Raw genomic sequence first — 23,631 nt, forward strand, 5'->3', positions numbered from 1 at the left:
AGACTCACGGCAGCGCCCGCTCCAGCAGCGCGCGCACGTCGCCGCTCTCCAGCTCGACAGCGCCGTACATGCTAGCGTGATTGGCCGCAAGACGGGTGCTCGCGAACAATTCGGCATGGTGTGGCGACACGCCATTGAGCGCCGCAGCCGCAGCCAGCAGCGAAAGCTTCTCGACGGCAAGCCGCGCGACGCGCTCGCCGTCGGCGCGCCGGAAAGTCTTGCCGATGAAGCTGACCGCCTCCCCCGCCCCGGTCAGGCCCTTGGTCTCGACCGCCAGCGCCTGAAGCACCGCCATCGCGGGCTCCGGCTCGCGCGAGAGCGCGCGGAGCACGTCGAGGCACATCACGTTGCCCGAACCTTCCCAGATCGCGTTGACCGGCGACTCGCGATAATGGCGCGCCAGAATGCCGTCCTCGACATAGCCGTTGCCGCCGAGGCACTCCATCGCCTCAAAAAGGAACGGCGGCGCGCTCTTGCAGGTCCAGTATTTGATCGCGGGCGTGAGCAGCCGCATATAGGCCGCTTCCGCCGCATCGTGCGGCGTGAGGTCGAAGGCGCGGCAGAGCCGCATCACCAGCGCCGTGCTCGCCTCCACATGCAGCGCCATGTCCGACAGCACGGCCTGCATCAAGGGCTGATCGGCCAGATGCTTCTGGAACACGCTGCGGTGGCGGGCGTGGTGCAGCGCATGCGCAAGCCCCGAGCGCATCAGGCCGACGGAGGCGATCGCGCAATCCTGTCGCGTCAGCTGCACCATCTGGATGATGGTGCGGATGCCCTTGCCCTCCTCGCCGACCCTTTCGGCGTAGGCGCCGACGAACTCGACCTCGGACGAGGCATTGGAGCGGTTGCCAAGCTTGTCCTTCAGCCGCTGGAACTGGATGGCGTTGACCGAACCATCCGGCGCGAAGCGCGGCATGAAGAAACAGGTCAGCCCGCCCTCGGCCTGCGCCAGCACGAGGAACGCATCGCACATCGGCGCCGACATGAACCATTTGTGTCCGGTGATGCGATAGCCGTCCCCGTCGCGCACCGCGCGCGTCATGTTGGCGCGCACGTCCGTGCCGCCCTGCTTCTCGGTCATCCCCATGCCGAGCGTCATGCCGCGCTTGCCCCACCACGGTGCAAAGCCCGGGTCGTAGCTCTTCGTCGACAGCACGGGCATTACCCCCGCGAGCAAGTCGGGCTGCATCGCCAGGGCACCGACGGAAGCGCGCGTCATCGTGATCGGGCAGAGGTGGCCGGTTTCAACCTGGGCTGCCATGTAGAACTTTGCGGCGCGAATGACCTCGGCGCCAGCGCCCGCCGGCTTACCATCCGCGGTCCAGGTGGAATTGTGCACGCCGGCATGCGCACTGTGCGCCATCAGCTCGTGATAGGCGGGATGAAACTCGACCTGGTCGCGGCGGTTGCCCTTGGCATCGAAGCTGCGCAGCTTCGGCGTATTCTCGTTCGCCACGCGCCCGCGATCGGCCATCGCAGCCGAGCCCCAATGCCGGCCGAACTCGGAGAGCTCACGCTCCGCCGCCGCGCCGCCATTGGCCCTGACCGCCTCGACCAGCGGCCGGTCCACGGCGAAAAGATCAACGTCCTCGAATGGTGGCGACTGGTTGAAGACCTCGTGGGTGGCAAATGCGGGCTGGGTCATTGTGCTTCCATCGAATCTATCTCGGCTCGGGCAGTGCCACCTCTCCCGGCGGGAGAGGTCGCGCCGCAGGCGCGGGTGAGGGGTTACGGTCTACCGAGGGAGTTGATCCCCTCACCCGGCGCTTCGCGCCGACCTCTCCGCTTGGGAGAGGTAACCCGACTCGCGGCTGCATCCGCTTCAATCAAACTCTACCTTCTTCGCGGCTCGATCGGGAAATCATAGGCCGCCCCGCCCGCCCCCGGCAGGGAAAAATGCCACCACTCCTTCGAATAGTTCACAAAGCCTTGCCTTGCCATCGCAGCCACCAGCCGCTTGCGCCAGGTACGCTGCTCCGCATTGATCGAGGTTGCGGCGGTATGCCCCTTCGCGTCGGTACAGTCGTAGCCTGTGCCCATGTCGACGCTGCCCTCCGGCGCCCGCGCCTCGACCGGCGCGGTGCAATCGGCATAGGCCTTTGCTGGATCAAACTTGGCGGAATTGTCCGCCTTGAGATCGACCAGCGTGAGATCGAGCGCCGCACCGGTCGAATGCTGGGAGCGGCTCGCAATGTAGCCGAGACGGAACAGCTCGGTCTTCGGGATCTTCGGGTTGTAGCGCCGCTCCGCAGCGGTCTCGTGGCCGTTCTGCGACCACTTCACCATGTCGAGCGAGGCCCGCGCCGGCCGGTAGCAGTCGAACATCTTGAGCGAGAGATTTTGCGCCGACAGTTCCTGCTGCACCGCCTTCAACCGCACCCCCACCTCGCGCTTCACCACGCATTCGCCGGCATTGTAGCCGGCGAGCGGACGCCCGACGAAATTGTTCGACGTGGCGTAGCGGATGTCCTGGATGATGCTGGGATCGATGTCGCGCAGAAAGACGAAGTCGCCGGGCAAGGTCTGCGCCCGCACGGGGGCGAGAAACGATAGTGTGAGCAGCGCGACAAGCGCTGCGCGCGCCGCGGTTCCGGTCCTCGCGATCATTGCACCGGATCCGAGCTGACCAGAAGCTTCGTGATGGCGGTGTCCGTATATTTGTTGCCGGCCCAGACGTCGTCGATGATGAATTGCATCCAATAGGCTGCGATCGGCGTCCGCAATGTCAGCAATTGCGCCGACAGCTCATCGTTGAGGATGAATATCCGCGACTCGCCGCCCGAGAACAGCACGCGGAGCTGGCGGACCCTGTTGTTCTTGGCGAAGATGTCGGGGCTTTTCTGGTAGCCGTTCTGCACGTGGATCGACTTGACCCGCCGCACGGCTTCGAACTCGATGGTGATCCATTCGCCGATGCCGTTGCCCGAGGCGCCCTCGACCCAGGCCGTCCCTGTCGAGGCGTCGAACAAATTCGCTGCGCCGTATGAATTGCCGAATTGCGGCTTCAGCATCGAGCTGACGCAATAAGTCTCGAAGCCGCTGCGGGCGCAGCTTTCGCCTGCCGCGGAGGGACGCGGCGGACGTATGGTGGCGCGCTCCGCGACCGCAGGCTTTGCCGGCGGCTTCACCAGCATGCCCGCCACTTTCGGCGCCCCGTTCGACGCTCCCGCATTCCAGAGAAAGATGCGCCCGCCGAGCGTCTGGTCGTAATAGGCGGGCGTCTGCTCGTGCGGTGCCGGCTGTCCTCCGGCATCCGTCGCGGTCAGGGCCAGCGCCGCCACGCGCTCGCGCACCTCGACCGCGAGATCGCCGAGATGCAGCTCGGGCCGCTTGAGCTGCTCGACGAAGATCCGCGTGAACACCGAGTTGTGCGCCGTATCGTTGCTGCTGAGCTGGTCGAGCGCGGTCTGGCCGATGCCTGCGGAATAAAGCGTGAAGATCCCGCGCGCGGGCCGGGCGTCAGCGAGCCCGCGCGTGTTCCCGATCGAACGCCCCGCGGCGCGCGGAAACGGATTGTCACGGCAGGCATCGATGACGACGAAGGCGACCCGCACCGCCTTGGCCTGAAGCTCCGCAATCACGTCGGGCTCGGCGATCGAGGCGCCGCGCACCCGTGCTTCGGCGCCCTCATTGACAGTGGGAACGTCGCTCGGCACGAGGTAGTTCACCCCCGCGATCGCAACGCCATGTCCGGCATAGAACACGGCGGCGGTATCGCCCGGCTCGAGCCGCGCCGTGAAGTCCGCGAGCCGGTCGATCATGCCCTGGCGGCCGAGATTGGTCCCGAGCACGATGTCGAACCCCAGCGACCTCAGCGCGTCGGCCACGGTCGTCGCGTCATTGCCGGCCTTCTTCAATTGCCGGTCGGCCGGCAGGTTCGGATAGAGATCGTTGCCGATCACGAGTGCGACGCGTTTTTCGGCCCAAGCCGGTGTCGCGAGGCCTGCCATGCACGCGGTCGCGAGCGCAGCAACATTGCGCGCCAGTCGATTAAAATACCGCATGCTCGTCATGATCCAGCCCGTGACGCAACGAACGGCACGAGTCTAGCGCAAAGCGGCTGCCCCGAACACAGGCGGGGCGGCGCCCGTCCCGGCGGCAAAGCGCCGTGGATAAGTCCGGCGGCGGGATTTGAAGCTTGCTCCCCCCGCCGTCCGCCCCTATAGCTCTGCTTTTAATGACATCGAAATCGACCTTCGTCCTCGGCCACCGGCATTTGCTGGGCATCGAGGGCCTTTCCGCGGCCGACATCAGCGGCCTCCTCGACCTGTCCGAAGAATACGTCGAGCTCAACCGCCAGGTTGACAAGAAGCGCACCGTCCTGCGCGGACGGACGCAGGTGAACCTCTTCTTCGAGGCCTCCACCCGGACCCAATCCTCGTTCGAGCTCGCCGGCAAGCGGCTGGGTGCCGACGTCATGAACATGTCGGTCGCCTCCTCGTCCATCAAGAAGGGCGAGACGCTGATCGACACCGCGATGACGCTCAATGCGATGCACCCGGACATCCTGGTGATGCGCCATCACGCCTCCGGCGCGGTGGAGCTGCTGGCGCGCAAGGTCGACGGTTCCGTGATCAATGCCGGCGACGGCGCGCATGAGCATCCGACCCAGGCACTGCTCGACGCACTCACCATCCGGCGCAACAAGGGCCAGATCGAGGGCCTCGTGGTCGCGATCTGCGGCGACGTGCTGCATTCGCGCGTCGCCCGCTCCAACATCATCCTGCTCAACACGATGGGCGCGCGCGTTCGCGTCGTCGGTCCGTCCACGCTCTTGCCGCCCGGCATCGAACGGATGGGCGTCGAGGTCGCGCGCGACATGCGCGAGGGTCTCAACGGCGCCGACATCGTCATGATGCTGCGGCTGCAGCGCGAGCGCATGAACGGCTCCTTCGTGCCGTCGTCGAGCGAATACTTCCACTATTTCGGGCTCGACCAGAAGAAGCTCGCCTACGCCAAGCCGGACGCGCTCGTGATGCATCCCGGCCCCATGAACCGCGGCGTCGAAATCGACACCGCGGTCGCCGACGGTGCGCAATCCCTGATCCGCGAGCAGGTGGAGATGGGCGTCGCCGTGCGCATGGCGGTGCTGGAAGCGCTCGCCCGTAACCTGCCGAACGCGTGATGCCGATGTTGACCGATCGCCGCCCCATCCTGCTCGCCAATGCCCGCGTCGTCGATCCCTCCAGGGATTTCGACGGGGTCGGCGACGTCCTGATCGCCGACGGCACCATCCGCGAGACCCGCCGCGGCATTGGCGCTGCCGGCGTCCCCGAGGGCACCGACATCGTCAACTGCGCCGGGAAGATCGTCGCACCCGGCCTGATCGACATGCGCGCCTTTGTCGGCGAGCCCGGCTTCAGCCACCGCGAGACCTTCGCCTCGGCGAGCCAGGCGGCCGCAACCGGCGGCATCACCACCATCATCTGCCAGCCCGACACCTCGCCGGTGATCGACAATTCGGCGACGGTCGATTTCGTGATGCGCCGCGCCCGCGACACCGCGATCGTCAACATCCAGCCGATGGCCGCCCTCACCAAGGGCATGCACGGCCAGGAGATGACCGAGTTCGGCCTGCTCAAGGCCGCGGGCGCCGTCGCCTTCAGCGATGGCGCCAGAAGCGTGATCAATGCGCAGGTGATGCGCCGCGCGCTGACCTATGCGCGCGATTTCGACGCGCTGATCGTGCATTACACCGAGGACCCCGATCTGGTCGGCGAGGGCGTCATGAACGAGGGCGAGTTCGCCTCGCGGCTCGGCCTGATGGGCATCCCGAATGCCGCCGAAGCCGTGATGCTGGAGCGCGATCTGCGCCTCGTCGCCCTCACGGGCGGCCGCTATCACGCGGCGTCGCTGACCTGCATCGATTCCCTCGACATCCTCCAGCGCGCCCGCGATGCCGGGCTCGCCGTCAGCGCTTCGGTCTCGATCAACCATCTGGCACTGAACGAGAACGACATCGGTCCTTACCGTTCGTTCCTGAAGCTGTCGCCGCCGCTGCGCACCGAGGACGACCGCCGCGCCCTGGTGGCGGCGATCGGCTCCGGCCTGCTCGACGTCATCATGTCCGACCACAATCCGCAGGACGTCGAGGGCAAGCGCCTGCCGTTCGCGGAAGCCGCCCCCGGCGCCATCGGGCTCGAGACCATGCTGCCGGCCGGCCTGCGGCTGGTGCATAATGGCGAGATCGAGCTGAAGACGCTGATCCGCGCGATGTCGACCCGCCCCGCCGAGCTGCTCGGGCTGTCGGGCGGAACCCTGCGCGCCGGCAGCCCGGCCGACGTCATCGTGATCGACCCCGACGTGCCATGGGTGGTCGATCCCGCCGACCTCAAGTCGCCCTGCAAGAACACCCCGTTCGACGAGGCCCGCTTTACAGGCCGGGTGGTGCGCACCATTGTCGGCGGACGAACGGTGTATGAGCATGTCTGAGCAGCGGATTCGTTCGACGTGGATGGGCCTTTGGAGATACCGCCATGGCGCTTGAACCGTTTCTGCCGGTGGCTTTCGTCATCGGCTATCTCCTCGGCTCGATTCCATTCGGGCTGATCCTGACCAGGCTCGCGGGCACCCAGGACATCCGCTCGATCGGCTCCGGCAGCATCGGCGCCACCAATGTGCTGCGCACCGGACGCAAGAGCCTTGCCGCGGGCACCCTGCTGTTCGACGCGCTCAAGGGCACCGCGGCGGTGGTGATCGCCGGCTACATCGCAGGCCCCAATGCCGCGATGGTGGCGGGGCTCGGCGCGTTCCTCGGCCATCTCTTCCCGGTCTGGCTCAAGTTCAAAGGCGGCAAGGGCGTGGCGGTCTATATCGGCATCCTGCTCGGGCTGTTCTGGCCGGGCGCCGTCGTGTTCTGCCTGCTCTGGCTGGCGACCGCCTTCACCACCCGCTATTCCTCGCTGTCGGCGCTGGTGGCGGCATTCATCACGCCGATATTCCTGTGGTGGTTCGGTCACCTCGCATTGTCGGCGCTGGCAGCGGTGCTGACGCTGCTGTTGTTCTACGCGCATCGCGAGAACATCAAGCGGTTGCAAGCAGGCAAGGAAAGCCGGATCGGCGAGAAGGCCTAGAGCGTTTTCGAGCGAAGTGGATGCCGGTTCGCGTCAAGAGAACGCGTCAAACGAGAATCTGAAGCCGGAAAAAGTACGGATACCGCCGCACCTCTTCCGCATTATATGCGAAATCCTGTTCGCAATTGTCCTGCGAGTCACGGCAGGCTGTAGCGAACGGGTTCCATGCCTGTCATCCTGACACGGGAAACGGCATTAGGCGGTTGCTCAGAATGAGCGAGAAGATTGTCGGCGCGAATGACGGGATCGGTTCGCTCGGTGCTTCCGGCACTGCGGCAAGCCGGCTGCTCTCGGCGACCAATATCTGGTCCGACGCGCCCACTCCTGTCCCTACTTCACGGCCAGCGCCGCAGCCGGAGATCGCCGTTGAACCCCACGCTCCGCTCGACATCGTCGTCACCCAGGCTGCACCGGTCGCGCCCGCGCAGGCGCGTTCCGACCTATGGCCGCCGCGAAAACTCTCGCTGGCGCTGCAGGGCGGCGGCACCTTTGCCGCCTTCACCTGGGGCGTGCTGGAGCGGCTGCTGGAAGAGACTGATATCGAGATCGACACCATCAGCGGCGCCAGCGCCGGCGCGATCAACGCGCTGCTGCTTGCTTGCGGCCTGGCCGAAGGCGGCCGCGAAGGCGCGAGGTCGCGACTGAGCCGGTTCTGGGTCCGGCTGATGCACGAGGCCTCGTTCCGCTCGCTGATGCTGATCGGCGGCTTTTCGCCGGCGGGAAGCTCGGTCGCATTTGGCCCGACCCTGCGCTCCGGCCAGTTCGATCCGTTCGATCTCGATCCGCTGCGGCAGGCGGTCTCCCGCGACATCAACTTTTCCGTCCTGCGCGACGCCCGCTGCCCGAAGCTGCTGATCGCGGCGACGCGGATCCGCGACGGGCAGCAGCAGATTTTCGGCAACGAGGCCATCACCGCCGACGTCGCGCTGGCCTCGACCTGCCCGCCGCTGGTCCATTGTGCGGTCGAGATCGACGGCGAAGCCTATTGGGACGGCGGCTTTGGCGGCAATCCGCCGCTGCTGCGGCTGGTGCAGGACACGGCGGCAACGGATCTGCTGCTGGTCCAGGTCACGCCGACGCGCGACAGCTACGTGCCGATCACGCTCGCCGCGATCGACCGCCGGCTCGACCAGATCGCGGCCAACGCCGCGCTCAACGCCGAGATTGCCGCGATCGAATGGACGAAAGCCCACGCCGCGCCGTCGCTGCGGCTCTCCAGGATCGCGGCGGAAGACTCCGTTGACGGCCTGGCGCAACGCTCATCCACCGATCTCGGCCGCGGCTTCATTCGCCTCTTGCATCGAAGCGGCCGCGAAGCCGCCGAGCGCTGGCTCGGGCAAGGTGCAAGAGCCGGCGCAGCGCCCTCAGCGCCCGCTCAGCCCCCTGCTCGTTCCGAACCCGCGCTAGCCTGATTTCGCCAACGCGTCCTCCAGGAACCAGGCAGATGTCAACGCGACAGGATCATTGCCGAACCGCGCGATCACCTGCACGCCAACAGGCAGGCCGCCAACCTTCAGCACCGGCACATTGACGCAAGGATTGCCCATCAGCGTCCACAGCCGGTTGTAACGGGGCGAGCCGGTCGAGGCGAGTTCCTTGGCCGGCGCTGTCCCCGGCGCCGAATAGGTCAGCAGCACGTCGAACCCTTCGAACAGCTCGCTGAGCTCGCGACGGCCACGGCGGGCGATGCGGCGCGCATCGTCGTATTCCTTCGGTGTCAGTCCGACCGTCTCATCGAGGCTGGCGCGCAGCAGCGGCGCGATCTCGTCGTGACGCTCGGAAAACTCCCAGGCCAGCGCGCGATGCGCCTCGAAGTTCTGGATGACGGGGTGGATGCGCCAGGCTTCCTTGACCGCCTCGGGCAGATCGATGGTCTGCACCCGGGCGCCGGCCTTCTCGGCCGCCTTGATCGCAGCCTGCAAGCCCTCCTCTGCCGCCGGCTCCACGGCTTCGGCAAACTCCTGCCTGACCACGCCGATGCGCGGTGCCTTGGCTGGACCGATGCCGTCGAATTCAGTGCGGCCGGTGATCGCCAGCAATCCGCGCGCGAGATCTTCCGCGCGGCTGCCGAACAGGCCGACCGTGTCGAGTGCCCACGAATAACACTTCACGCCGATCGTCGGCAGCATCCGGAACGACGGTTTGATCGCGGCAGCGCCGCAATAGGCCGCCGGCCGGATCACCGAGCCGCCGGTCTGGGTGCCCAGCGCCAGCGGGATCATGCCGGCGCCGACGGCCGCCGCCGAACCCGAGGACGAGCCGCCGGGCGTGTGGCCGGGATTGTGCGGATTGAGCGTCGGGGTCGGATCGCTCGAGGCGAACGCAGTCGTGGTGGTCTTGCCGATGATGGTGGCCCCGGCCCGCTTCAGCATCATCACGACCGGTGCATCAGCGCGCGGCTGCCAGCCGCGATAGATCTCCGAGCCCATCTCGGTCGGCATATCGGCGGTGTCGATGATGTCCTTGATCCCGACCGCGATGCCACGCAGCGGGCCCGAGGCTTGCGCCCTCGCGGATTTGTCATGGCGGACGAAGGCGCGGACGTCCTTCTCCCTGGCTTCGATCGCCGCATGCGACTGGGCGATGGCGTCATCGGGCGAAAGCTCCCCCGCTTCGATGCGGCGCTGGAGGTCGGCAAGTGAGAGCATGGCAACATCCTTCTTATTGCGACCGCTTTTAGCATCGCAGCGAGGTCGTGCAAGCGCACGTCACTGTTGCGCAACGCCCTCAGGTTGTTCCATGCTGTCCCTACAAGGAGACGCCGTGGACGCCATCAATCCGAGCATAGAGCTGACCGAGACTGAGCGGATCGACCGCCTGCGGCTGATCCGTTCCGACAATGTCGGGCCGCGCACCTTCCGCTCGCTGGTCGATCATTTCGGCAGCCCGCGCGCCGCGCTGGAACGGCTGCCTGATCTCGCCCGCCGCGGCGGCGCGGCGCGATCGGGCCGCATCTGCAGTACGGATGAAGCGAAGGCCGAGCTCGCCGCGAGCCGCAAATTCGGCATCGCCTGGCGTGCGCCCGGCGAGGACGGCTATCCGGCACGGCTGGCGATGATCGACGATGCGCCGCCACTGCTCGCGGTGCGCGGCGACACCAAGACCCTGACGCGGCCGATGATCGCGATCGTCGGCTCGCGCAACGCTTCCGGCGCCGGCCTGAAATTCGCCGGCCAGCTCGCGCGCGAGCTCGGCGAAGCCGGCTTCGTCGTCATCTCCGGGCTCGCCCGCGGCGTCGACCAGGCCGCGCATCGCACCAGCATCGAGAGCGGCACGATCGCCGTGCTCGCCGGCGGCCATGACTGCATCTATCCGCCCGAGCATGGCGACCTGCTCGCCGCGATCCTCGACCACCAGGGCGCAGCGATCTCCGAGATGCCGCTCGGCCACGAGCCGCGCGCCCGCGACTTTCCCCGTCGCAACCGGCTGATCTCGGGCGCTTCGCTCGGCGTCGTCGTGGTCGAGGCGGCGCACCGCTCGGGCTCGCTGATCACAGCACGCATGGCGGCCGAACAGGGACGCGAGGTGTTCGCCGTTCCGGGCTCGCCGCTCGATCCGCGCGCCGCCGGCACCAACGACCTGATCAAGCAGGGCGCAACGCTCGTCACCGAGGCCGCCGACATCGTCAACGCGGTTCAGCCGATCATGGAGCGGCCGCTGATGCATCCCGCGGGCGAGCCCGACAGCGAGCCGTTCGAAAGCGATCCGCAAAGCCATGATCGCGACCAGATCACCGGCCTGCTCGGCCCGGCCCCGATCTCGATCGACGACCTCGTACGGATGTCCGGCGCCTCGCCTGCGATCGTGCGCACCGTGCTGCTGGAGCTCGAGCTCGCCGGAAAGCTCGAGCGTCACGGCGGCGGATTGGTGTCGCTGCTTTAACCGTCGTTGCGCTGGTCGAACTTCGTGCGCGCGGCCTCGATCCGATCCAGATGGTCCTTCGCCCATTTGCCGAGCGCCTCGACGGGGCGCGACAGGCCGTGGCCAAGCTCGGTCAGCTCATAGTCCACCCGTGGCGGGATGGTCGGAAAGATCGTGCGCGTGACGAGGCCGTCGCGCTCGAGGCCGCGCAGCGTCAGGGTCAACATCCGCTGCGAGATGCCGTTGATCATGCGCTTGAGCTCGTTGAAGCGCTTTGGCCCGTCGCTCAGCATCATGATGACGAACACGCTCCACTTGTCGCCGACGCGCGACAGCACGGAGGCGACCCCACGGCAGTCCGCATGGTTGGGATCCGGCATGGGCCTTGGATCCGGCCCCGGATTTGGCCGCGGCGGAGCAGGCATTTCGATGTTCGCAGGTTTCAATGATGTGCCCATGGCTCAAAAAAGTGCGTTCTTGCGGAGATTTCGACAGTCACTCATGTAGCGCTGGTTACAAACTTATACCAGGGTGACCCCACATGAAACTCCTCCACATCGACTCCAGCGTGCTCGGCCCCCGCTCCGTCAGCCGGCAGGTTTCCGCCGCCATCGTCGACCGGCTCAAGCAGGCCACGCCCTCGCTCGAGATGGTCTACCGCGACCTGACCCAGACGCCGCTAGCCCACCTTTCCGGCTCGCATCTCGCCGCCGCGCAAGGCGCGCCTGCGCCGGCGGAACTCGGACCGGACCTTGCCGCAAGCGCGGCCGCGCTGGAGGAGTTCCTGGCTGCCGACATCGTCGTGATCGGCGCGCCCATGTACAACTTCACCATCCCGAGCCAGCTCAAGGCATGGATCGACCGCATCCTTGTAGCGGGGAAGACCTTTAAGTATGGCGCGGCCGGGCCGGATGGGCTCGCCGGCGGCAAGCGCGTGATCGTCGCGATCTCGCGCGGCGGCTATTACGGCGCGGGCTCACCCGCCGCAGCGCTGGAGCACCTCGAAAGCTATCTGCGCGGTGTGCTCGGCTTCATGGGCATCCACAATGCCGAGTTCATCATCGCCGACGGCATCCAGGTCGGACCGGATCACCGCGAGAAAGCACTTGCGGGCGCGCTTCAGGCAGCCACCAGCCTGCACGCGGCCTGACGACGTGCCGAAATCGGCCGCCGCCGGATTGCGCGGCGGCTGACGGCGGCACGATCCGCAACGCTAAGACCAGACGCCCTGCATGCCCAAGATCACGGCAACGAGCGAAACGAACAGGCCGATCCCGGAGAACAACGCGATGGCCACGAACTCGGCCGTGTCGGAACGCTTGGCCGGAACGGCGGGTCGTTCGGTGAAGACGCGCGGTGATGAAATCGACGCGAAAATGCGGGCCGCTTTTGTCATGACCGACCCTCCTTAGATAGCGAGTCTGTCCCCTGCCCGTAAAAAGTCATTGCAGCTTGCGCGAAGGTTCAACGCCTCGTCAATGCATCTCAAGACGCAGGAACCGGCAGGCGCAGCCGCACTGCGCCGGCCGATTCAATTTGCGCTTGGTTTGATCAGCCGCGATAGATCGGCGCGCCGCTCGGCGAGGCCACCGCGCCGCCGTCGACGAAGATTTCCTGGCCCTGCACATGCGCGGCATCATCGGAGGCGAGGAACAGCACCGTCTTCGCAACGTGATCGGTTTCACCGATGCGGCCGAGCGGCGTCGACAGCGCAATCCGCTTCTCGAACGCCTTCTCGGCTTCGGGCGTCGCGGTCGCGGGCCCCCAGATCGGCGTGCGGATCGCGCCGGGCGCAACGACATTGACGCGGATGCCGCGCGGCGACAGTTCTGAAGCCATGATCCGCGCCATCGCGCGCACGCCGGCCTTCGCCGCGCCATAGGCCGAATAGCCGGGAATGCCGAGCACTGAGATCACCGAGCCGTTGAGGATGATCGAGGCGTTGTCGTTGAGATGGGGTAACGCGGATTGAACGGTGAAGAACACGCCGGTCAGATTGGTGCTGATCACCTTCTCGAACACCTCTGGTGTCGCCGATCCCAGCGGCGTGCCGCCGGCGATGCCGGCATTGGCGAACACGATGTCGAACTTGCCGAATTTCTCCGCGCCCTGCTTGATCGCAGCTTCCGTCGCCGCGATGTCCGTCGCGTCGGCTGGCAGCGCGAGCGCGTTCGGCCCAAGCTCCTTCGCGGCCGCCGCCAGCGTCTCCTTGTTGCGCCCGGTGATCACCACCTTGGCGCCCTCGGCCACGAACAGTTTTGCCGTTGCCAGCCCGATGCCGCTATTGCCGCCGGTGATCAGGGCCGTCTTGTCCTTCAGTCTCACGCTCGCCTCCAGTAGTTGCATTATGAAACTACATTGCCATCTAGGGCATTCGGTTTTATAATGCAACCACACAAGCGCGTGATCGGCGCTGGCGCCGTACGAACGCGACGGGACGGACGAAATGGTGAAACGGACGAGCTTTGCCGGCGATGCCTGCCCGATCGCGCGATCGCTGGATGCGCTTGGCGACTGGTGGTCGCTGTTGATCATCCGCGAGGCGCTGTTCGGCGTCCGCCGCTTCGGCGAGTTTCAGAACAAGCTCGGCATGGCCAAGAACATCCTGGCGGCGCGGCTGCGATCGCTGGTCGATCACGGCATTCTGGAAACCGCCCCCGCCTCCGACGGCAGCGCCTATCAGGAATATGTGCTGACGCCGAAGGGCCGCGGCACCTTCCCGATCCTGGTCGCGCTGCGGCAATGGAGCGAGGAGTTCGATGACCGCCCTGAGGAGATCGCGACCATCCTGGTCGATCGCGAGAAGGGCCGCCCGGTGAAGAAGCTCGAAATGCACGCCGAGGACGGCCGCCTGCTCAACCCTGCCGACACCACGCTGAAGCCGCGGCCGGCGCCGCGACGGCGGTCGGCGTAATAGTCCCAAGCGGTCCCACCCCGTCATTGCGAGCGGAGCGAAGCAATCCAGACTGCCTCCCGCGGCAAGACTCTGGATTGCTTCGCTGCGCTCGCAATGACTGGGTTAGAGCAGCGCGCTCGATACTATCACCGTCACCCTGAGGTGGCCGTTCTTCAGCGGCCCTCGAAGGGCGACGGCCCGGCTGCATCAGTGGGGCCGCTCATCCTTCGAGGCTCGGCTTGCGATGCATTCGCATCTCAAGCCTCACACCTCAGGATGACGGGAACGAAGGCCCCACCCTCACGACAGCTTGCGCCTGGTCCGTAGCCGCAGATGCTCGTCGGCCTCGAGCTGAGTCATGCCTAAGAGATAATGCAGCACGTCCAGCTTGTGGCGCTCGGCCAGCTTGCGCAGGGCGCCGGTCTGCTCGGCGATGAAGGCCACGGCTTCGTCCGCGCCGCCCTCCCCCGGTTCCTCGTTGCGCGAGCCCCCCGGCGCGCCTGATCCAGCGCGCGCCCGTTTCTTTCCTGGCCTAGTCACCAGACCCCACCCGAATCCATGCCCGACAGGACATTACGCCCACATCAACCGCAACTCCAAGGTGGTATTTTGCAACTTTCTCGATATGAAACTTTTCCCATCGCGGCGGCTTTCAACACCCCACGATTTGACAGCGACCGCCTCACCACCCATGTTCGGGTCGAAACGGCCGACCCGAATCCTTTCGTTTTCGGCCCAAGATTTTCCCGTAAGTTACTGGAACTACATGAATATCGTTATCGTGGAGTCGCCGGCGAAAGCCAAGACGATCAACAAGTATTTGGGCTCGTCCTACGAGGTTCTGGCCTCGTTCGGCCATGTCCGCGATCTCCCGGCGAAGAACGGTTCCGTCGATCCCGACGCCAATTTCAAGATGATCTGGGAGGTCGACCCCAAGGCGGCCGGCCGGCTCAATGATATCGCCAAGTCGCTGAAGGGCGCCGACCGCCTGATTCTCGCGACCGACCCCGATCGCGAGGGCGAAGCCATCTCCTGGCACGTGCTGGAGGTGATGAAGGAGAAGCGCGCGCTGAAGGATCAGAAGATCGAGCGCGTGGTGTTCAACGCCATCACCAAGCAGGCGGTCTCCGAGGCCATGAAGCACCCGCGCGAGATCGACGGCGCGCTGGTCGACGCCTATATGGCGCGCCGCGCCCTCGATTACCTCGTCGGCTTCACCCTCTCCCCCGTGTTGTGGCGCAAGCTGCCCGGCGCCCGCTCGGCCGGCCGCGTGCAGTCGGTGGCGCTGCGTCTCGTCTGCGACCGCGAGCTCGAGATCGAGAAGTTCGTGCCGCGCGAATATTGGTCGCTGATCGCGACCCTGCTCACCCCGCGGGGCGATGCCTTCGAGGCACGCCTCGTTGGCGCCGACGGCAAGAAGATCCAGCGCCTCGACATCGGCACCGGCGCGGAAGCCGAAGACTTCAAGAAGGCGCTGGAAGCAGCGACCTACGCCGTCACCGCGGTCGACGCCAAGCCGGCCCGGCGCAATCCGCAGGCGCCCTTCACCACCTCGACGCTGCAGCAGGAAGCCAGCCGGAAATACGGCTTTGCGCCGGCGCACACCATGCGCATCGCCCAGCGTCTTTATGAGGGCATCGACATCGGCGGCGAGACCACCGGACTCATTACTTATATGCGTACCGACGGCGTGCAGATCGCCCCCGAAGCGATCACCCAGGCGCGCAAGGTGATCGGCGAGGATTACGGCAACGCCTATGTGCCGGATACCCCGCGTCAGTACCAGGCCAAGGCCAAGAACGCCCAGGAAGCGCACGAAGCGATCCGCCCGACCGACCTCTCCCGCCGCCCCGACAGCATGAGCCGCAAGCTCGATGCCGATCAGGCGAAGCTCTATGAGTTGATCTGGAAGCGCACCATCGCGAGCCAGATGGAATCCGCCGAGCTCGAGCGCACCACCGTCGACATCACGGCGAAGGCAGGTGGCCGCACGCTGGAGCTGCGTGCCACCGGCCAGGTCGTGAAGTTCGACGGCTTCCTCGCGCTCTACCAGGAAGGCCGCGACGACGAAGAGGACGAGGATTCCCGCCGCCTGCCCGCGATGAGCCAAGGCGAGGCCGTGAAGCGGCAGAGCCTGTCGGTCACCCAGCACTTCACCGAGCCGCCGCCGCGCTTCTCCGAGGCTTCGCTGGTCAAGCGCATGGAAGAGCTCGGCATCGGCCGTCCCTCGACCTACGCCTCGATCCTGCAGGTCCTGAAGGACCGCGGCTACGTCAAGCTGGAGAAGAAGCGCCTGCACGGCGAGGACAAGGGCCGCGTCGTGGTCGCGTTCCTGGAAAGCTTCTTTGCCCGCTACGTCGAATACGATTTCACGGCCAGCCTCGAAGAGCAGCTCGACCGCATCTCAAACAACGAGATCTCCTGGCAGCAGGTGCTGAAGGATTTCTGGACCGGCTTCATCGGCGCCGTCGACGACATCAAGGATCTGCGCGTCGCGCAGGTGCTCGACGTACTCGACGACATGCTGGGCCAGCACATCTATCCGCCTCGCGCCGATGGCGGCGATATCAGGCAATGCCCGAATTGCGGCACCGGCCGGCTGAACCTGAAGGCCGGCAAGTTCGGCGCCTTCGTCGGCTGCTCGAACTATCCGGAATGCCGCTACACCCGTCAGCTCGCCGCCGACGGCGAAACGACCGCGGACCGCTCGCTCGGCCAGGACCCCGAGACGGGTCGCGACGTCTGGGTCAAGGCCGGCCGCTTCGGCCCCTATATCCAGCTCGGCGAGCAGAAGGATTACGAGGAAGGCGAGAAGCCCAAGCGCGCGGGCATCCCCAAGGGCACATCGCCCAGCGACGTCGACCTCGAGCTTGCGCTGAAACTCTTGTCGCTGCCGCGCGAGATCGGCAAGCATCCGGAAACCGGCCAGCCGATCATCGCCGGCCTCGGCCGCTTCGGACCGTTCGTGAAGCACGAGAAGACCTATGCGAGCTTAGAGGCCGGCGACGAGGTGTTCGACATCGGCCTCAACCGCGCGGTGACGCTGATCGCCGAGAAGGTCGCCAAGGGCCCGAGCCGCCGCTTCGGCGCCGATCCCGGCAAGGCGCTCGGCGATCATCCGACGCTCGGCACCGTCACCGTGAAGAGCGGCCGCTACGGCGCCTATGTCACGGCCGGCGGCGTCAACGCGACCATTCCGGCCGAGTTCGAGAAGGACACGATCACGCTGCCGCAGGCGATCGCGCTGATCGACGAGCGCGCGGCCAAAGGTGGCGGCAAGGCCAAGAAGGCTGCAAAGCCCGCCAAGACCAAGAAGGCTGCGGACGGCGAGAACGCCGCACCGAAGCCGAAGAAGCCGGCTGCGAAAAAAGCCGCGGCCAAATCCAAATCCGAATCCACCAGCAAGGCGCGCGCTCCCGTGCCGTCGACCGCCAAGACTTCTGCTACAAAGACGTCGCCGACCAAGGCAGCCGCCACCAAGGCTCCGGCCAAGAAGAGTGCCGGCAAGAATTAGAGGTTAAGTGAAACCAAAGAAAGACCGTGGCTTTCCCGACAGGCAAGCCATCGTCGCCTTCATCAAGGCAAATCCAGGAAAGGTCGGGACTCGCGAAATTGCGCGCGAGTTCGGCCTGAAGAACGCCGATCGCGCCGAGCTCAGGCGCATGCTGCGCGAGCTCGCCGACGACGGCATCATCAAGAAGAAGCGCCACAAGGTCTCCGAGCCGGACGCGCTGCCGCCGACGCTGCTGGCCGACATCACCGGCCGAGACTTCGATGGCGAGCTGATCGCCTCCCCCGCCGAATGGGACGAGGTCGAGAACGGCGAGCCGCCAAAGATCCTCATCGAGATGCCGCGTCGGCCCAAGCCCGGCACCGCCGCCGGCGTCGGCGACCGCGCGCTGCTGCGCGTCGAGCGCAGCGATGATGACGAAGGCCCCGCCTATCGCGGCCGTATCATCAAGGTGATCGACAAGGCCAAGAGCCGCATTCTCGGCGTGTTCCGCAGCCTGCCCGAGGGCGGCGGGCGGCTGGTCCCGGTCGACAAGAAGTTCGCCGACCGCGAGCTGAACATCGCCAGGACCGACACCGGCGGCGCCGAGGATGGCGACCTCGTCAGCGTCGACATCGTCCGCACCCGCGGCTTCGGCCTCGCCTCCGGCCGGGTCAAAGAGAAGCTCGGCTCGGTCAAGTCCGAGAAGGCGATCAGCCTGATCGCGATCTACGCCCACGACATTCCCTTGCAGTTCTCCTCCGCTGCGGAGCGCGAGGCGGAAGCTGCAGAGCCCGCCAACCTGAAGGGCCGCGAGGACTGGCGCGACGTCCCGCTCGTCACCATCGATCCGCCCGACGCCAAGGATCATGACGACGCGGTGCATGCCGAGCCGGATCCTGATCCCAACAACAAGGGCGGCTTCATCGTCAACGTCGCCATCGCCGACGTCAGCTTCTACGTGCGCCCTGGCACGGCGCTCGACCGCGACGCGCTCGACCGCGGCAATTCGGTCTATTTCCCCGACCGCGTCGTGCCGATGCTGCCCGAGCGCATCTCCAACAATCTCTGCTCGCTGGTGCCGGGCGAGCCGCGCGGCGCGCTGGCGGTGCGCATGGTGCTCGGCCCCGACGGCCGCAAGCGCTCGCACAGTTTTCATCGCATCCTGATGCGCTCGGCGGCCAAGCTCGCTTACGCGCAGGCGCAGGCCGCGATCGACGGTCGGCCTGATGACACCACCGGCCCCCTGCTCGATCCGATCCTGAGGCCGCTCTATGCGGCTTACGCCTGCGCCAAGCGCGCGCGCGACGAGCGCGATCCGCTCAACCTCGATCTGCCCGAGCGCAAGATCCTCTTGAAGAGCGACGGCACGGTCGATCGCGTCGTGGTCCCCGAGCGTCTCGATGCGCACAAGCTGATCGAGGAGTTCATGATCCTCGCCAATGTCGCCGCAGCGGAGACATTGGAGAAGAAATCGCTCCCGCTGATCTACCGCGTGCACGACGAGCCGACATTGGAAAAGGTCCACGCGCTCGCGGAATTCCTGGAGACGCTGGACGTTCCCTTCGCCAAATCGGGCGCGCTCCGCCCCACCACGTTCAACCGCGTGCTGGCTCAGCTCGAAGGCCATGACTACTATCCGCTGGTGAGCGAAGTCGTGCTGCGCGCCCAGGCGCAGGCCGAGTACTCATCCGAGAACTACGGCCATTTCGGCCTGAACCTGCGCCGCTATGCGCATTTCACCTCGCCGATCCGCCGCTATGCCGACCTCGTCGTGCACCGCGCGCTGGTCCGTGCGCTCGGGCTCGGCGAAGGCGCCCTGCCCGACAGCGAGACGCCGGAAAGCTTGAGCGAAGTCGCCGCGCATATCTCGCTGACCGAGCGGCGCGCGATGAAGGCGGAGCGCGAGACCGTCGACCGCCTGATCGCCCATCACCTCGCCGACCGCATCGGGGCCAGCTTCCAGGGCCGCGTCTCCGGCGTCACCCGCGCCGGCCTGTTCGTGAAGCTCTCCGAGACCGGCGCCGACGGCTTGATCCCGATCCGATCCCTCGGCACGGAATATTTCAACTATGACGAGGGCCGCCATGCGCTGGTGGGAACACGCAGCGGCACCATGTACCAGCTCGGCGACGTCGTCGACGTCCGCCTGATCGAGGCCGCTCCGATCGCAGGCGCGCTGCGCTTCGAGCTGCTGTCGTCGGAGAGCGACAGCGGCACGCGCCAGCGCAGGCCGTTGCGTCCGCAGCGCAAGTCGTCCAAAGCGCATCCCGGACGCAGCCCGGAGAGAAAACGCAAGCCGGAGAAGCAAAAGTCCGGCAAGGGGAAGAAGGCCAAAGCAAAGAACAAGGGTAAGGGCAAGAAGGGCAAGGCGTGGTGACGATGAGGACGGCCCCAAAGATCTGGACGCGCGAGAGCGGGCTCGTCGAGAAGCGCGATGTCATGACGGCAATGAAGCGCGGCTTTCGCGGCCGCTGCCCGCGCTGCGGCGAAGGCAAGCTGTTCCGCGCCTTCCTGAAGACCGCCGATCATTGCGGCAAATGCGGCCTCGACTTCACCCCGCATCGCGCCGACGATCTGCCGGCCTATCTCGTCATCGTCATTGTCGGTCACATCGTCGTGCCGGCCGTTTTGTGGATCGAGACCAATTACACCACGCCGGTCTGGATCAGCTTCGCCGCCTATCTGCCCTTCACCTTCGTCGCCTCGCTCGCGCTCTTGCAGCCGGTGAAGGGAGCTGTGGTCGGCTTGCAATGGGCTCTGCGCATGCACGGGTTTGACGACAACCCTCCGGATGGTATTCCGCCGGTATAGGCAAAATAAGCAAGAAGAGTTCGGGTGAGGACATGACGGATATTGCGCAGGTTGCGGAAAAGGCAAAGGTCCACGAGGAAAAGGAAGCCGACCACCATCCCTATTTCCGTCCCCGGGATGCGGCGACGCTGATCCTGGTCGATCGCAGCGGCGCCATTCCGAAAGTGCTGGTCGGCAAGCGCCACGACAAGGTGGTGTTCATGCCCGGGAAATTCGTCTTCCCCGGCGGGCGCGTCGACAAGGCCGACTATCGCGTGCCGTGCGCTGCGCCCATCACTGCGGAGCTGGAAGCCAATCTCGCCAAGGGCAGCCCGAAAACGCCGGCCTCGCGCGCGAAATCGCTCGCCATTGCCGCGATCCGCGAAGCCTGCGAGGAGACCGGCCTCTGCCTCGGCCGCAAGGCCGAAGGCAAGGTGCCGAAGCTCGACGGCCCCTGGAAGCCGTTCGCGGATGCCGGCCTGCTGCCCGATCCCTCCGGCCTGTTCCTGATCGCGCGCGCGATCACCCCGCCCGGCCGCGTCAAGCGCTTCGATACGCGCTTCTTCACCGCCGATGCCTCCGCAATCACCCACCGCGTCGAGGGCGTGATCCATGCCGATGCGGAGCTGGTCGAGCTGGTCTGGGTCGAGCTCGGCTCGAAGCCGCTCGCCGATCTGCATCCGATGACGCGTAACGTCCTCAACGAGCTCGACACCCGTCTTGCCACCGGCCCGCTCCGCCACGACGCGCCGGTGCCGTTTTTCCATTTCTACGGCGGCAAGATGCAGAAGGATGTCTTGAGCTAGTTGGCGCGCTGCGGCGTAGTTCGAAGTCCGAGTTCTATCCTCCGTCATTCCGGGGCGCGCGAAGCGCGAACCCGGAATCCATCGCTCGGCAGTCTTTGCGGCCCAATGGATTCCGGGTTCGCCGCTTTGCGGCGCCCCAGAATGACGTGCTGAAACATCTGCAAAAAACAAAAAATTCTTCCCGCCTCCCCCAATGGCGGAGTTCCCGCCCGCACCTATGTCTTTCCGAACGACAATGAAGAAGGACACCGGGCGATGGTACAACGGCAACTCAAGCTTGGCGCGTTCATGCGCCCGATCAGCATCCACACCGGCGCCTGGCGCTATCCCGGGGCCTGGCCCGACGCCAATTTCAACTTCTCGCACATCAAGACGCTGATCCGAAAGCTCGAGGCCGGCAAGTTCGACGCCTTCTTCATGGCCGATCACTTGGCCGTGCTGAACATGCCGATCAACGCACTCAAGCGCAGCCACACCGTGACCTCGTTCGAGCCGTTCACGCTGCTGTCGGCGCTCTCGGCGGTGACCAAGCGCATCGGCCTGATCGCGACCGGCTCGACCACGTTCGACGAGCCCTATCACGTCGCGCGCCGCTTCGCCTCGCTCGACCATCTCAGCGGCGGCCGTGCGGGGTGGAATATCGTCACCACCTCGAACCCGGATGCGGCGCTGAATTTCGGCCTCGACGACCACATGGAGCACGCCGAGCGCTACAAGCGTGCCCGCGAATTCTACGATGTCGTCACCGGCCTCTGGGATTCCTTCGCCGACGATGCCTTCGTGCGCGACGTCGAGAGCGGCCTGTTCTTCGATCCCGCCCGGATGCACACGCTCGACCACAAGGGCAAATACTTCAAAGTGCGCGGGCCCCTCAACATCGCCCGCCCCGTGCAGGGCTGGCCGGTGATCGTGCAGGCCGGCGCCTCCGAAGACGGCAAGCAGCTCGCCGCCGAGACCGCGGAAGCCGTGTTCACCGGCGGCGGCAGCCTCGCCGACGGCCAAAAACTCTATGCCGACATCAAGGGCCGCATGGAGAAGATCGGCCGCGACCCCGAGCACCTGAAGATCCTCCCCGGCGCCTTCGTCGTCGTGGGCGACAGCGTCGATGAAGCCAAGGAGAAGCGCGCTCTGCTCGACAGCCGCGTGCACTACGACAGCGCCATCGCCTCGCTCTCCGTCATCCTCGGCACCGACGCTTCCGGCTTCGATCCCGATGGCCCCCTGCCCGAGATCCCCGAGACCAATGCCAGCAAGAGCGGCCGGCAGCGCCTGGTCGACCTCGCCACCCGCGAGAAGCTCACCGTGCGCCAGCTCGCCCAGCGCGTCGGCGGCTATGGCGGGCTGTCCTTCGTCGGCACGGCCAAGACCATCGCCGACCAGATGGAGGAATGGCTGGTCGGGCGCGGCTCCGACGGCTTCAACATCATGTTCCCGTTCCTGCCCGCCGGCCTCGACGATTTCGTCGACAAGGTGGTCCCGGAGCTGCAGCGGCGCGGGATTTTCCGCAAAGACTATGAAGGGCCCACCTTGAGGGAGAATCTGGGCCTGCCCCGGCCGAAAAACCGGTTCTTCGAGGCCTGATGGGCCCGATTTGAGCGGTTTCTGTCCCCTGAAACCTTGACTTCCCGCCGTTTCTGGCTAGGTTGCCGGCCAACGCGGGCCATTTGGCCGGCTCCAGATTCCCCCTGATATTCTGAGGTTCAGAACATGGCCAAAGCGGTCACCATCAAGGTCAAGCTCGTGTCCTCGGCCGACACCGGCTTCTACTACGTCGCCAAGAAGAATTCGCGCACCATGACCGACAAGCTGGTCAAGAAGAAGTACGACCCCGTCGCGCGCAAGCACGTCGAATTCCGCGAAGCCAAGATCAAGTAAGATCGGCGCAGCGCCAAGGATTTTTGCGGGGCCCTTGCGGGCCCCGTTGCTGTTTTGGCGCGCGTGTTCGCGTGTCCCTGGGCCGCTACCAAGCCCTGCGGACGTTCCTAAGCACCGGCGACAGGCTGTCGCAAGTTGACAGGAACGATGCAGTGCGACACGGAATTGTTGCCTGCGCCTCTAACCAGCTTAGGCCATTATTCTTGAGCCACGATCATCAAGCGGCTATTTTTCGAAGGCGAACCTCTGGCGTTGCCGCTCAGTTGACATGATGGAGATCGCATGCGCATCGCTCTACTGATTGTCCTCATGGTCATCGGATTTTCTCCCGCAGCAAACGCTGAGCGCGACTATCCCTGGTGCGTGGTCGGCGGACACCTCGGTTTTCCCGGCGAATGCATGTATTCGACGCGAGAACAATGCCTGGCGTCGGCGTCCGGGCGATGGAACACCTATTGCGACGTGAACCCGCGCGTGAGGTTCAAGCAGCCGCCTCCGCCCCGGCCGCGCTGATCATGATGCGCGCGCTTGCCTGTCTCCTCTTGGTCTTGAGCACCATGTCCGCGCCCAGTCCAGCCGCAGCACAGCGGTTCGGCGGCAACTATCCGGTATGCATGCAGAGATGGGAATGGGGCGGCGTCACCTGGATTTCCTGCCAGTATCGTTCATGGGACGAGTGTAGAGCGAGCGCCGCAGGCCTTTCGGCCATGTGCATGGATAACCCTTATGCGCAACGGCCGCTCCATCCAGAGCGCAGCCCGCGGTCCCGATAAGGCTAGAGCATGACCCGGCCCGGAACGAGCGCCGATCCAGTCATCATTCCGTGGCTTCCTG

At 65.8% G+C, this 23,631-nt stretch carries 23 protein-coding genes; 15 read left to right on the forward strand and 8 right to left on the reverse strand.

Annotated features, from left to right (window positions below; all coding sequences use genetic code 11):
* Positions 1-4: 4 nt before the first annotated feature.
* From DCG74_RS26805 to DCG74_RS26815, 3 genes are all read right to left on the reverse strand, one after another.
* The gene (locus DCG74_RS26805; protein WP_172783404.1) at positions 5-1,648 is read right to left on the reverse strand and encodes an acyl-CoA dehydrogenase family protein; all 1,644 of its coding nucleotides are present in this window, start codon (positions 1,646-1,648) and stop codon (positions 5-7) included.
* Between the two features lie 188 nt (positions 1,649-1,836).
* Positions 1,837-2,610 (reverse strand): M15 family metallopeptidase, encoded by a 774-nt coding sequence (locus DCG74_RS26810; protein WP_172783403.1) that lies wholly within the window; start codon positions 2,608-2,610, stop codon positions 1,837-1,839.
* Positions 2,607-3,953, reverse strand: coding sequence for a caspase family protein (locus DCG74_RS26815; protein WP_172783402.1), 1,347 nt, complete (start codon positions 3,951-3,953; stop codon positions 2,607-2,609). The genes DCG74_RS26810 and DCG74_RS26815 overlap by 4 nt, the downstream gene beginning before the upstream one ends.
* A gap of 227 nt (positions 3,954-4,180) precedes the next feature.
* On the opposite strand from DCG74_RS26815, the gene DCG74_RS26820 reads away from it, so the two are divergent.
* The 4 genes from DCG74_RS26820 (at position 4,181) to DCG74_RS26835 (ending at position 8,488) form a co-directional block, all read left to right on the forward strand.
* On the forward strand, positions 4,181-5,128 hold the full coding sequence (locus DCG74_RS26820) for an aspartate carbamoyltransferase catalytic subunit (RefSeq protein WP_172783401.1): 948 nt from the start codon (positions 4,181-4,183) through the stop codon (positions 5,126-5,128).
* A gap of 5 nt (positions 5,129-5,133) precedes the next feature.
* Positions 5,134-6,435 (forward strand): dihydroorotase, encoded by a 1,302-nt coding sequence (locus DCG74_RS26825; RefSeq protein ID WP_172783810.1) that lies wholly within the window; start codon positions 5,134-5,136, stop codon positions 6,433-6,435.
* Between the two features lie 44 nt (positions 6,436-6,479).
* A complete protein-coding gene (gene plsY / locus DCG74_RS26830) occupies positions 6,480-7,076 on the forward strand; it encodes a glycerol-3-phosphate 1-O-acyltransferase PlsY (RefSeq protein WP_172783400.1) in 597 nt (198 codons plus the stop codon).
* A gap of 212 nt (positions 7,077-7,288) precedes the next feature.
* Positions 7,289-8,488, forward strand: coding sequence for a patatin-like phospholipase family protein (locus tag DCG74_RS26835; RefSeq protein ID WP_172783399.1), 1,200 nt, complete (start codon positions 7,289-7,291; stop codon positions 8,486-8,488).
* On the opposite strand, the gene DCG74_RS26840 is transcribed toward DCG74_RS26835, so the two are convergent.
* Complete coding sequence (locus DCG74_RS26840) at positions 8,480-9,724, reverse strand: amidase (protein ID WP_172783398.1); 1,245 nt, start codon at positions 9,722-9,724, stop codon at positions 8,480-8,482. The genes DCG74_RS26835 and DCG74_RS26840 overlap by 9 nt on opposite strands.
* Before the next feature lie 91 nt (positions 9,725-9,815).
* On the opposite strand from DCG74_RS26840, the gene dprA reads away from it, so the two are divergent.
* Entirely contained in the window at positions 9,816-10,958 is a 1,143-nt protein-coding gene (gene dprA, locus DCG74_RS26845) for a DNA-processing protein DprA (protein ID WP_172783397.1), read from the forward strand.
* Here the strand turns inward: dprA and DCG74_RS26850 are convergent.
* Complete coding sequence (locus tag DCG74_RS26850; protein ID WP_172783396.1) at positions 10,955-11,395, reverse strand: helix-turn-helix domain-containing protein; 441 nt, start codon at positions 11,393-11,395, stop codon at positions 10,955-10,957. The genes dprA and DCG74_RS26850 overlap by 4 nt on opposite strands.
* Positions 11,396-11,478: 83 nt before the next feature.
* On the opposite strand from DCG74_RS26850, the gene DCG74_RS26855 reads away from it, so the two are divergent.
* Entirely contained in the window at positions 11,479-12,087 is a 609-nt protein-coding gene (locus tag DCG74_RS26855) for an FMN-dependent NADH-azoreductase (RefSeq protein WP_172783395.1), read from the forward strand.
* Positions 12,088-12,150: 63 nt separating this feature from the next.
* On the opposite strand, the gene DCG74_RS26860 is transcribed toward DCG74_RS26855, so the two are convergent.
* Positions 12,151-12,333, reverse strand: coding sequence for a hypothetical protein (locus tag DCG74_RS26860; RefSeq protein WP_172783394.1), 183 nt, complete (start codon positions 12,331-12,333; stop codon positions 12,151-12,153).
* Between the two features lie 155 nt (positions 12,334-12,488).
* Positions 12,489-13,262, reverse strand: coding sequence for an SDR family oxidoreductase (locus DCG74_RS26865; RefSeq protein ID WP_172783393.1), 774 nt, complete (start codon positions 13,260-13,262; stop codon positions 12,489-12,491).
* 121 nt (positions 13,263-13,383) lie between these two features.
* Between DCG74_RS26865 and DCG74_RS26870 the strand changes: the two genes are divergently transcribed.
* Positions 13,384-13,851, forward strand: a complete 468-nt coding sequence (locus tag DCG74_RS26870; protein WP_172783392.1) for a helix-turn-helix domain-containing protein — start codon at positions 13,384-13,386, stop codon at positions 13,849-13,851.
* A 282-nt stretch (positions 13,852-14,133) separates the two neighbouring features.
* Here DCG74_RS26870 and DCG74_RS26875 read toward each other — a convergent pair whose 3' ends face one another.
* Entirely contained in the window at positions 14,134-14,277 is a 144-nt protein-coding gene (locus tag DCG74_RS26875) for a hypothetical protein (protein WP_257187439.1), read from the reverse strand.
* 322 nt (positions 14,278-14,599) lie between these two features.
* On the opposite strand from DCG74_RS26875, the gene topA reads away from it, so the two are divergent.
* The 8 genes from topA to DCG74_RS26915 all read left to right on the forward strand — a co-directional run bounded on the left by topA (position 14,600) and on the right by DCG74_RS26915 (position 23,570).
* Positions 14,600-17,347 carry a type I DNA topoisomerase gene (gene topA / locus DCG74_RS26880; RefSeq protein WP_172783390.1) on the forward strand — a complete coding sequence of 916 codons (2,748 nt, stop codon included), beginning with the start codon at positions 14,600-14,602 and terminating at the stop codon, positions 17,345-17,347.
* A 7-nt stretch (positions 17,348-17,354) separates the two neighbouring features.
* Positions 17,355-19,703 carry a ribonuclease R gene (gene rnr, locus DCG74_RS26885; RefSeq protein WP_172783389.1) on the forward strand — a complete coding sequence of 783 codons (2,349 nt, stop codon included), beginning with the start codon at positions 17,355-17,357 and terminating at the stop codon, positions 19,701-19,703.
* Positions 19,697-20,137, forward strand: a complete 441-nt coding sequence (locus DCG74_RS26890; RefSeq protein ID WP_172783388.1) for a DUF983 domain-containing protein — start codon at positions 19,697-19,699, stop codon at positions 20,135-20,137. The genes rnr and DCG74_RS26890 overlap by 7 nt, the downstream gene beginning before the upstream one ends.
* A 32-nt stretch (positions 20,138-20,169) precedes the next feature.
* Positions 20,170-20,922, forward strand: a complete 753-nt coding sequence (locus DCG74_RS26895) for an NUDIX domain-containing protein (RefSeq protein ID WP_172783387.1) — start codon at positions 20,170-20,172, stop codon at positions 20,920-20,922.
* Between the two features lie 255 nt (positions 20,923-21,177).
* On the forward strand, positions 21,178-22,503 hold the full coding sequence (locus tag DCG74_RS26900; protein ID WP_172783386.1) for an LLM class flavin-dependent oxidoreductase: 1,326 nt from the start codon (positions 21,178-21,180) through the stop codon (positions 22,501-22,503).
* 126 nt (positions 22,504-22,629) lie between these two features.
* Positions 22,630-22,797: a 50S ribosomal protein L33 gene (gene rpmG, locus DCG74_RS26905; RefSeq protein ID WP_007603295.1), complete on the forward strand. Its 168-nt coding sequence runs from the start codon at positions 22,630-22,632 to the stop codon at positions 22,795-22,797.
* Between the two features lie 282 nt (positions 22,798-23,079).
* Positions 23,080-23,310: a DUF3551 domain-containing protein gene (locus DCG74_RS26910; RefSeq protein ID WP_172783385.1), complete on the forward strand. Its 231-nt coding sequence runs from the start codon at positions 23,080-23,082 to the stop codon at positions 23,308-23,310.
* Between the two features lie 5 nt (positions 23,311-23,315).
* A complete protein-coding gene (locus DCG74_RS26915; protein WP_172783809.1) occupies positions 23,316-23,570 on the forward strand; it encodes a DUF3551 domain-containing protein in 255 nt (84 codons plus the stop codon).
* Positions 23,571-23,631: the final 61 nt, after the last annotated feature.

Source organism: Bradyrhizobium sp. WBAH42, assembly GCF_024585265.1.
Taxonomy (GTDB): domain Bacteria; phylum Pseudomonadota; class Alphaproteobacteria; order Rhizobiales; family Xanthobacteraceae; genus Bradyrhizobium.

Coding starts and splice junctions, on each gene's coding strand:
- DCG74_RS26805 (WP_172783404.1), bottom strand. CDS start 1,648: ATGACCCAGCCCGCATTTGCCACCCACGAGGTCTTCAACCAGTCGCCA.
- DCG74_RS26810 (WP_172783403.1), bottom strand. CDS start 2,610: ATGATCGCGAGGACCGGAACCGCGGCGCGCGCAGCGCTTGTCGCGCTG.
- DCG74_RS26815 (WP_172783402.1), bottom strand. CDS start 3,953: ATGGCAGGCCTCGCGACACCGGCTTGGGCCGAAAAACGCGTCGCACTC.
- DCG74_RS26820 (WP_172783401.1), top strand. CDS start 4,181: ATGACATCGAAATCGACCTTCGTCCTCGGCCACCGGCATTTGCTGGGC.
- DCG74_RS26825 (WP_172783810.1), top strand. CDS start 5,134: ATGTTGACCGATCGCCGCCCCATCCTGCTCGCCAATGCCCGCGTCGTC.
- plsY (WP_172783400.1), top strand. CDS start 6,480: ATGGCGCTTGAACCGTTTCTGCCGGTGGCTTTCGTCATCGGCTATCTC.
- DCG74_RS26835 (WP_172783399.1), top strand. CDS start 7,289: ATGAGCGAGAAGATTGTCGGCGCGAATGACGGGATCGGTTCGCTCGGT.
- DCG74_RS26840 (WP_172783398.1), bottom strand. CDS start 9,724: ATGCTCTCACTTGCCGACCTCCAGCGCCGCATCGAAGCGGGGGAGCTT.
- dprA (WP_172783397.1), top strand. CDS start 9,816: ATGCTGTCCCTACAAGGAGACGCCGTGGACGCCATCAATCCGAGCATA.
- DCG74_RS26850 (WP_172783396.1), bottom strand. CDS start 11,395: ATGGGCACATCATTGAAACCTGCGAACATCGAAATGCCTGCTCCGCCG.
- DCG74_RS26855 (WP_172783395.1), top strand. CDS start 11,479: ATGAAACTCCTCCACATCGACTCCAGCGTGCTCGGCCCCCGCTCCGTC.
- DCG74_RS26860 (WP_172783394.1), bottom strand. CDS start 12,333: ATGACAAAAGCGGCCCGCATTTTCGCGTCGATTTCATCACCGCGCGTC.
- DCG74_RS26870 (WP_172783392.1), top strand. CDS start 13,384: ATGGTGAAACGGACGAGCTTTGCCGGCGATGCCTGCCCGATCGCGCGA.
- topA (WP_172783390.1), top strand. CDS start 14,600: ATGAATATCGTTATCGTGGAGTCGCCGGCGAAAGCCAAGACGATCAAC.
- DCG74_RS26895 (WP_172783387.1), top strand. CDS start 20,170: ATGACGGATATTGCGCAGGTTGCGGAAAAGGCAAAGGTCCACGAGGAA.
- DCG74_RS26900 (WP_172783386.1), top strand. CDS start 21,178: ATGGTACAACGGCAACTCAAGCTTGGCGCGTTCATGCGCCCGATCAGC.
- rpmG (WP_007603295.1), top strand. CDS start 22,630: ATGGCCAAAGCGGTCACCATCAAGGTCAAGCTCGTGTCCTCGGCCGAC.
- DCG74_RS26910 (WP_172783385.1), top strand. CDS start 23,080: ATGCGCATCGCTCTACTGATTGTCCTCATGGTCATCGGATTTTCTCCC.
- DCG74_RS26915 (WP_172783809.1), top strand. CDS start 23,316: ATGCGCGCGCTTGCCTGTCTCCTCTTGGTCTTGAGCACCATGTCCGCG.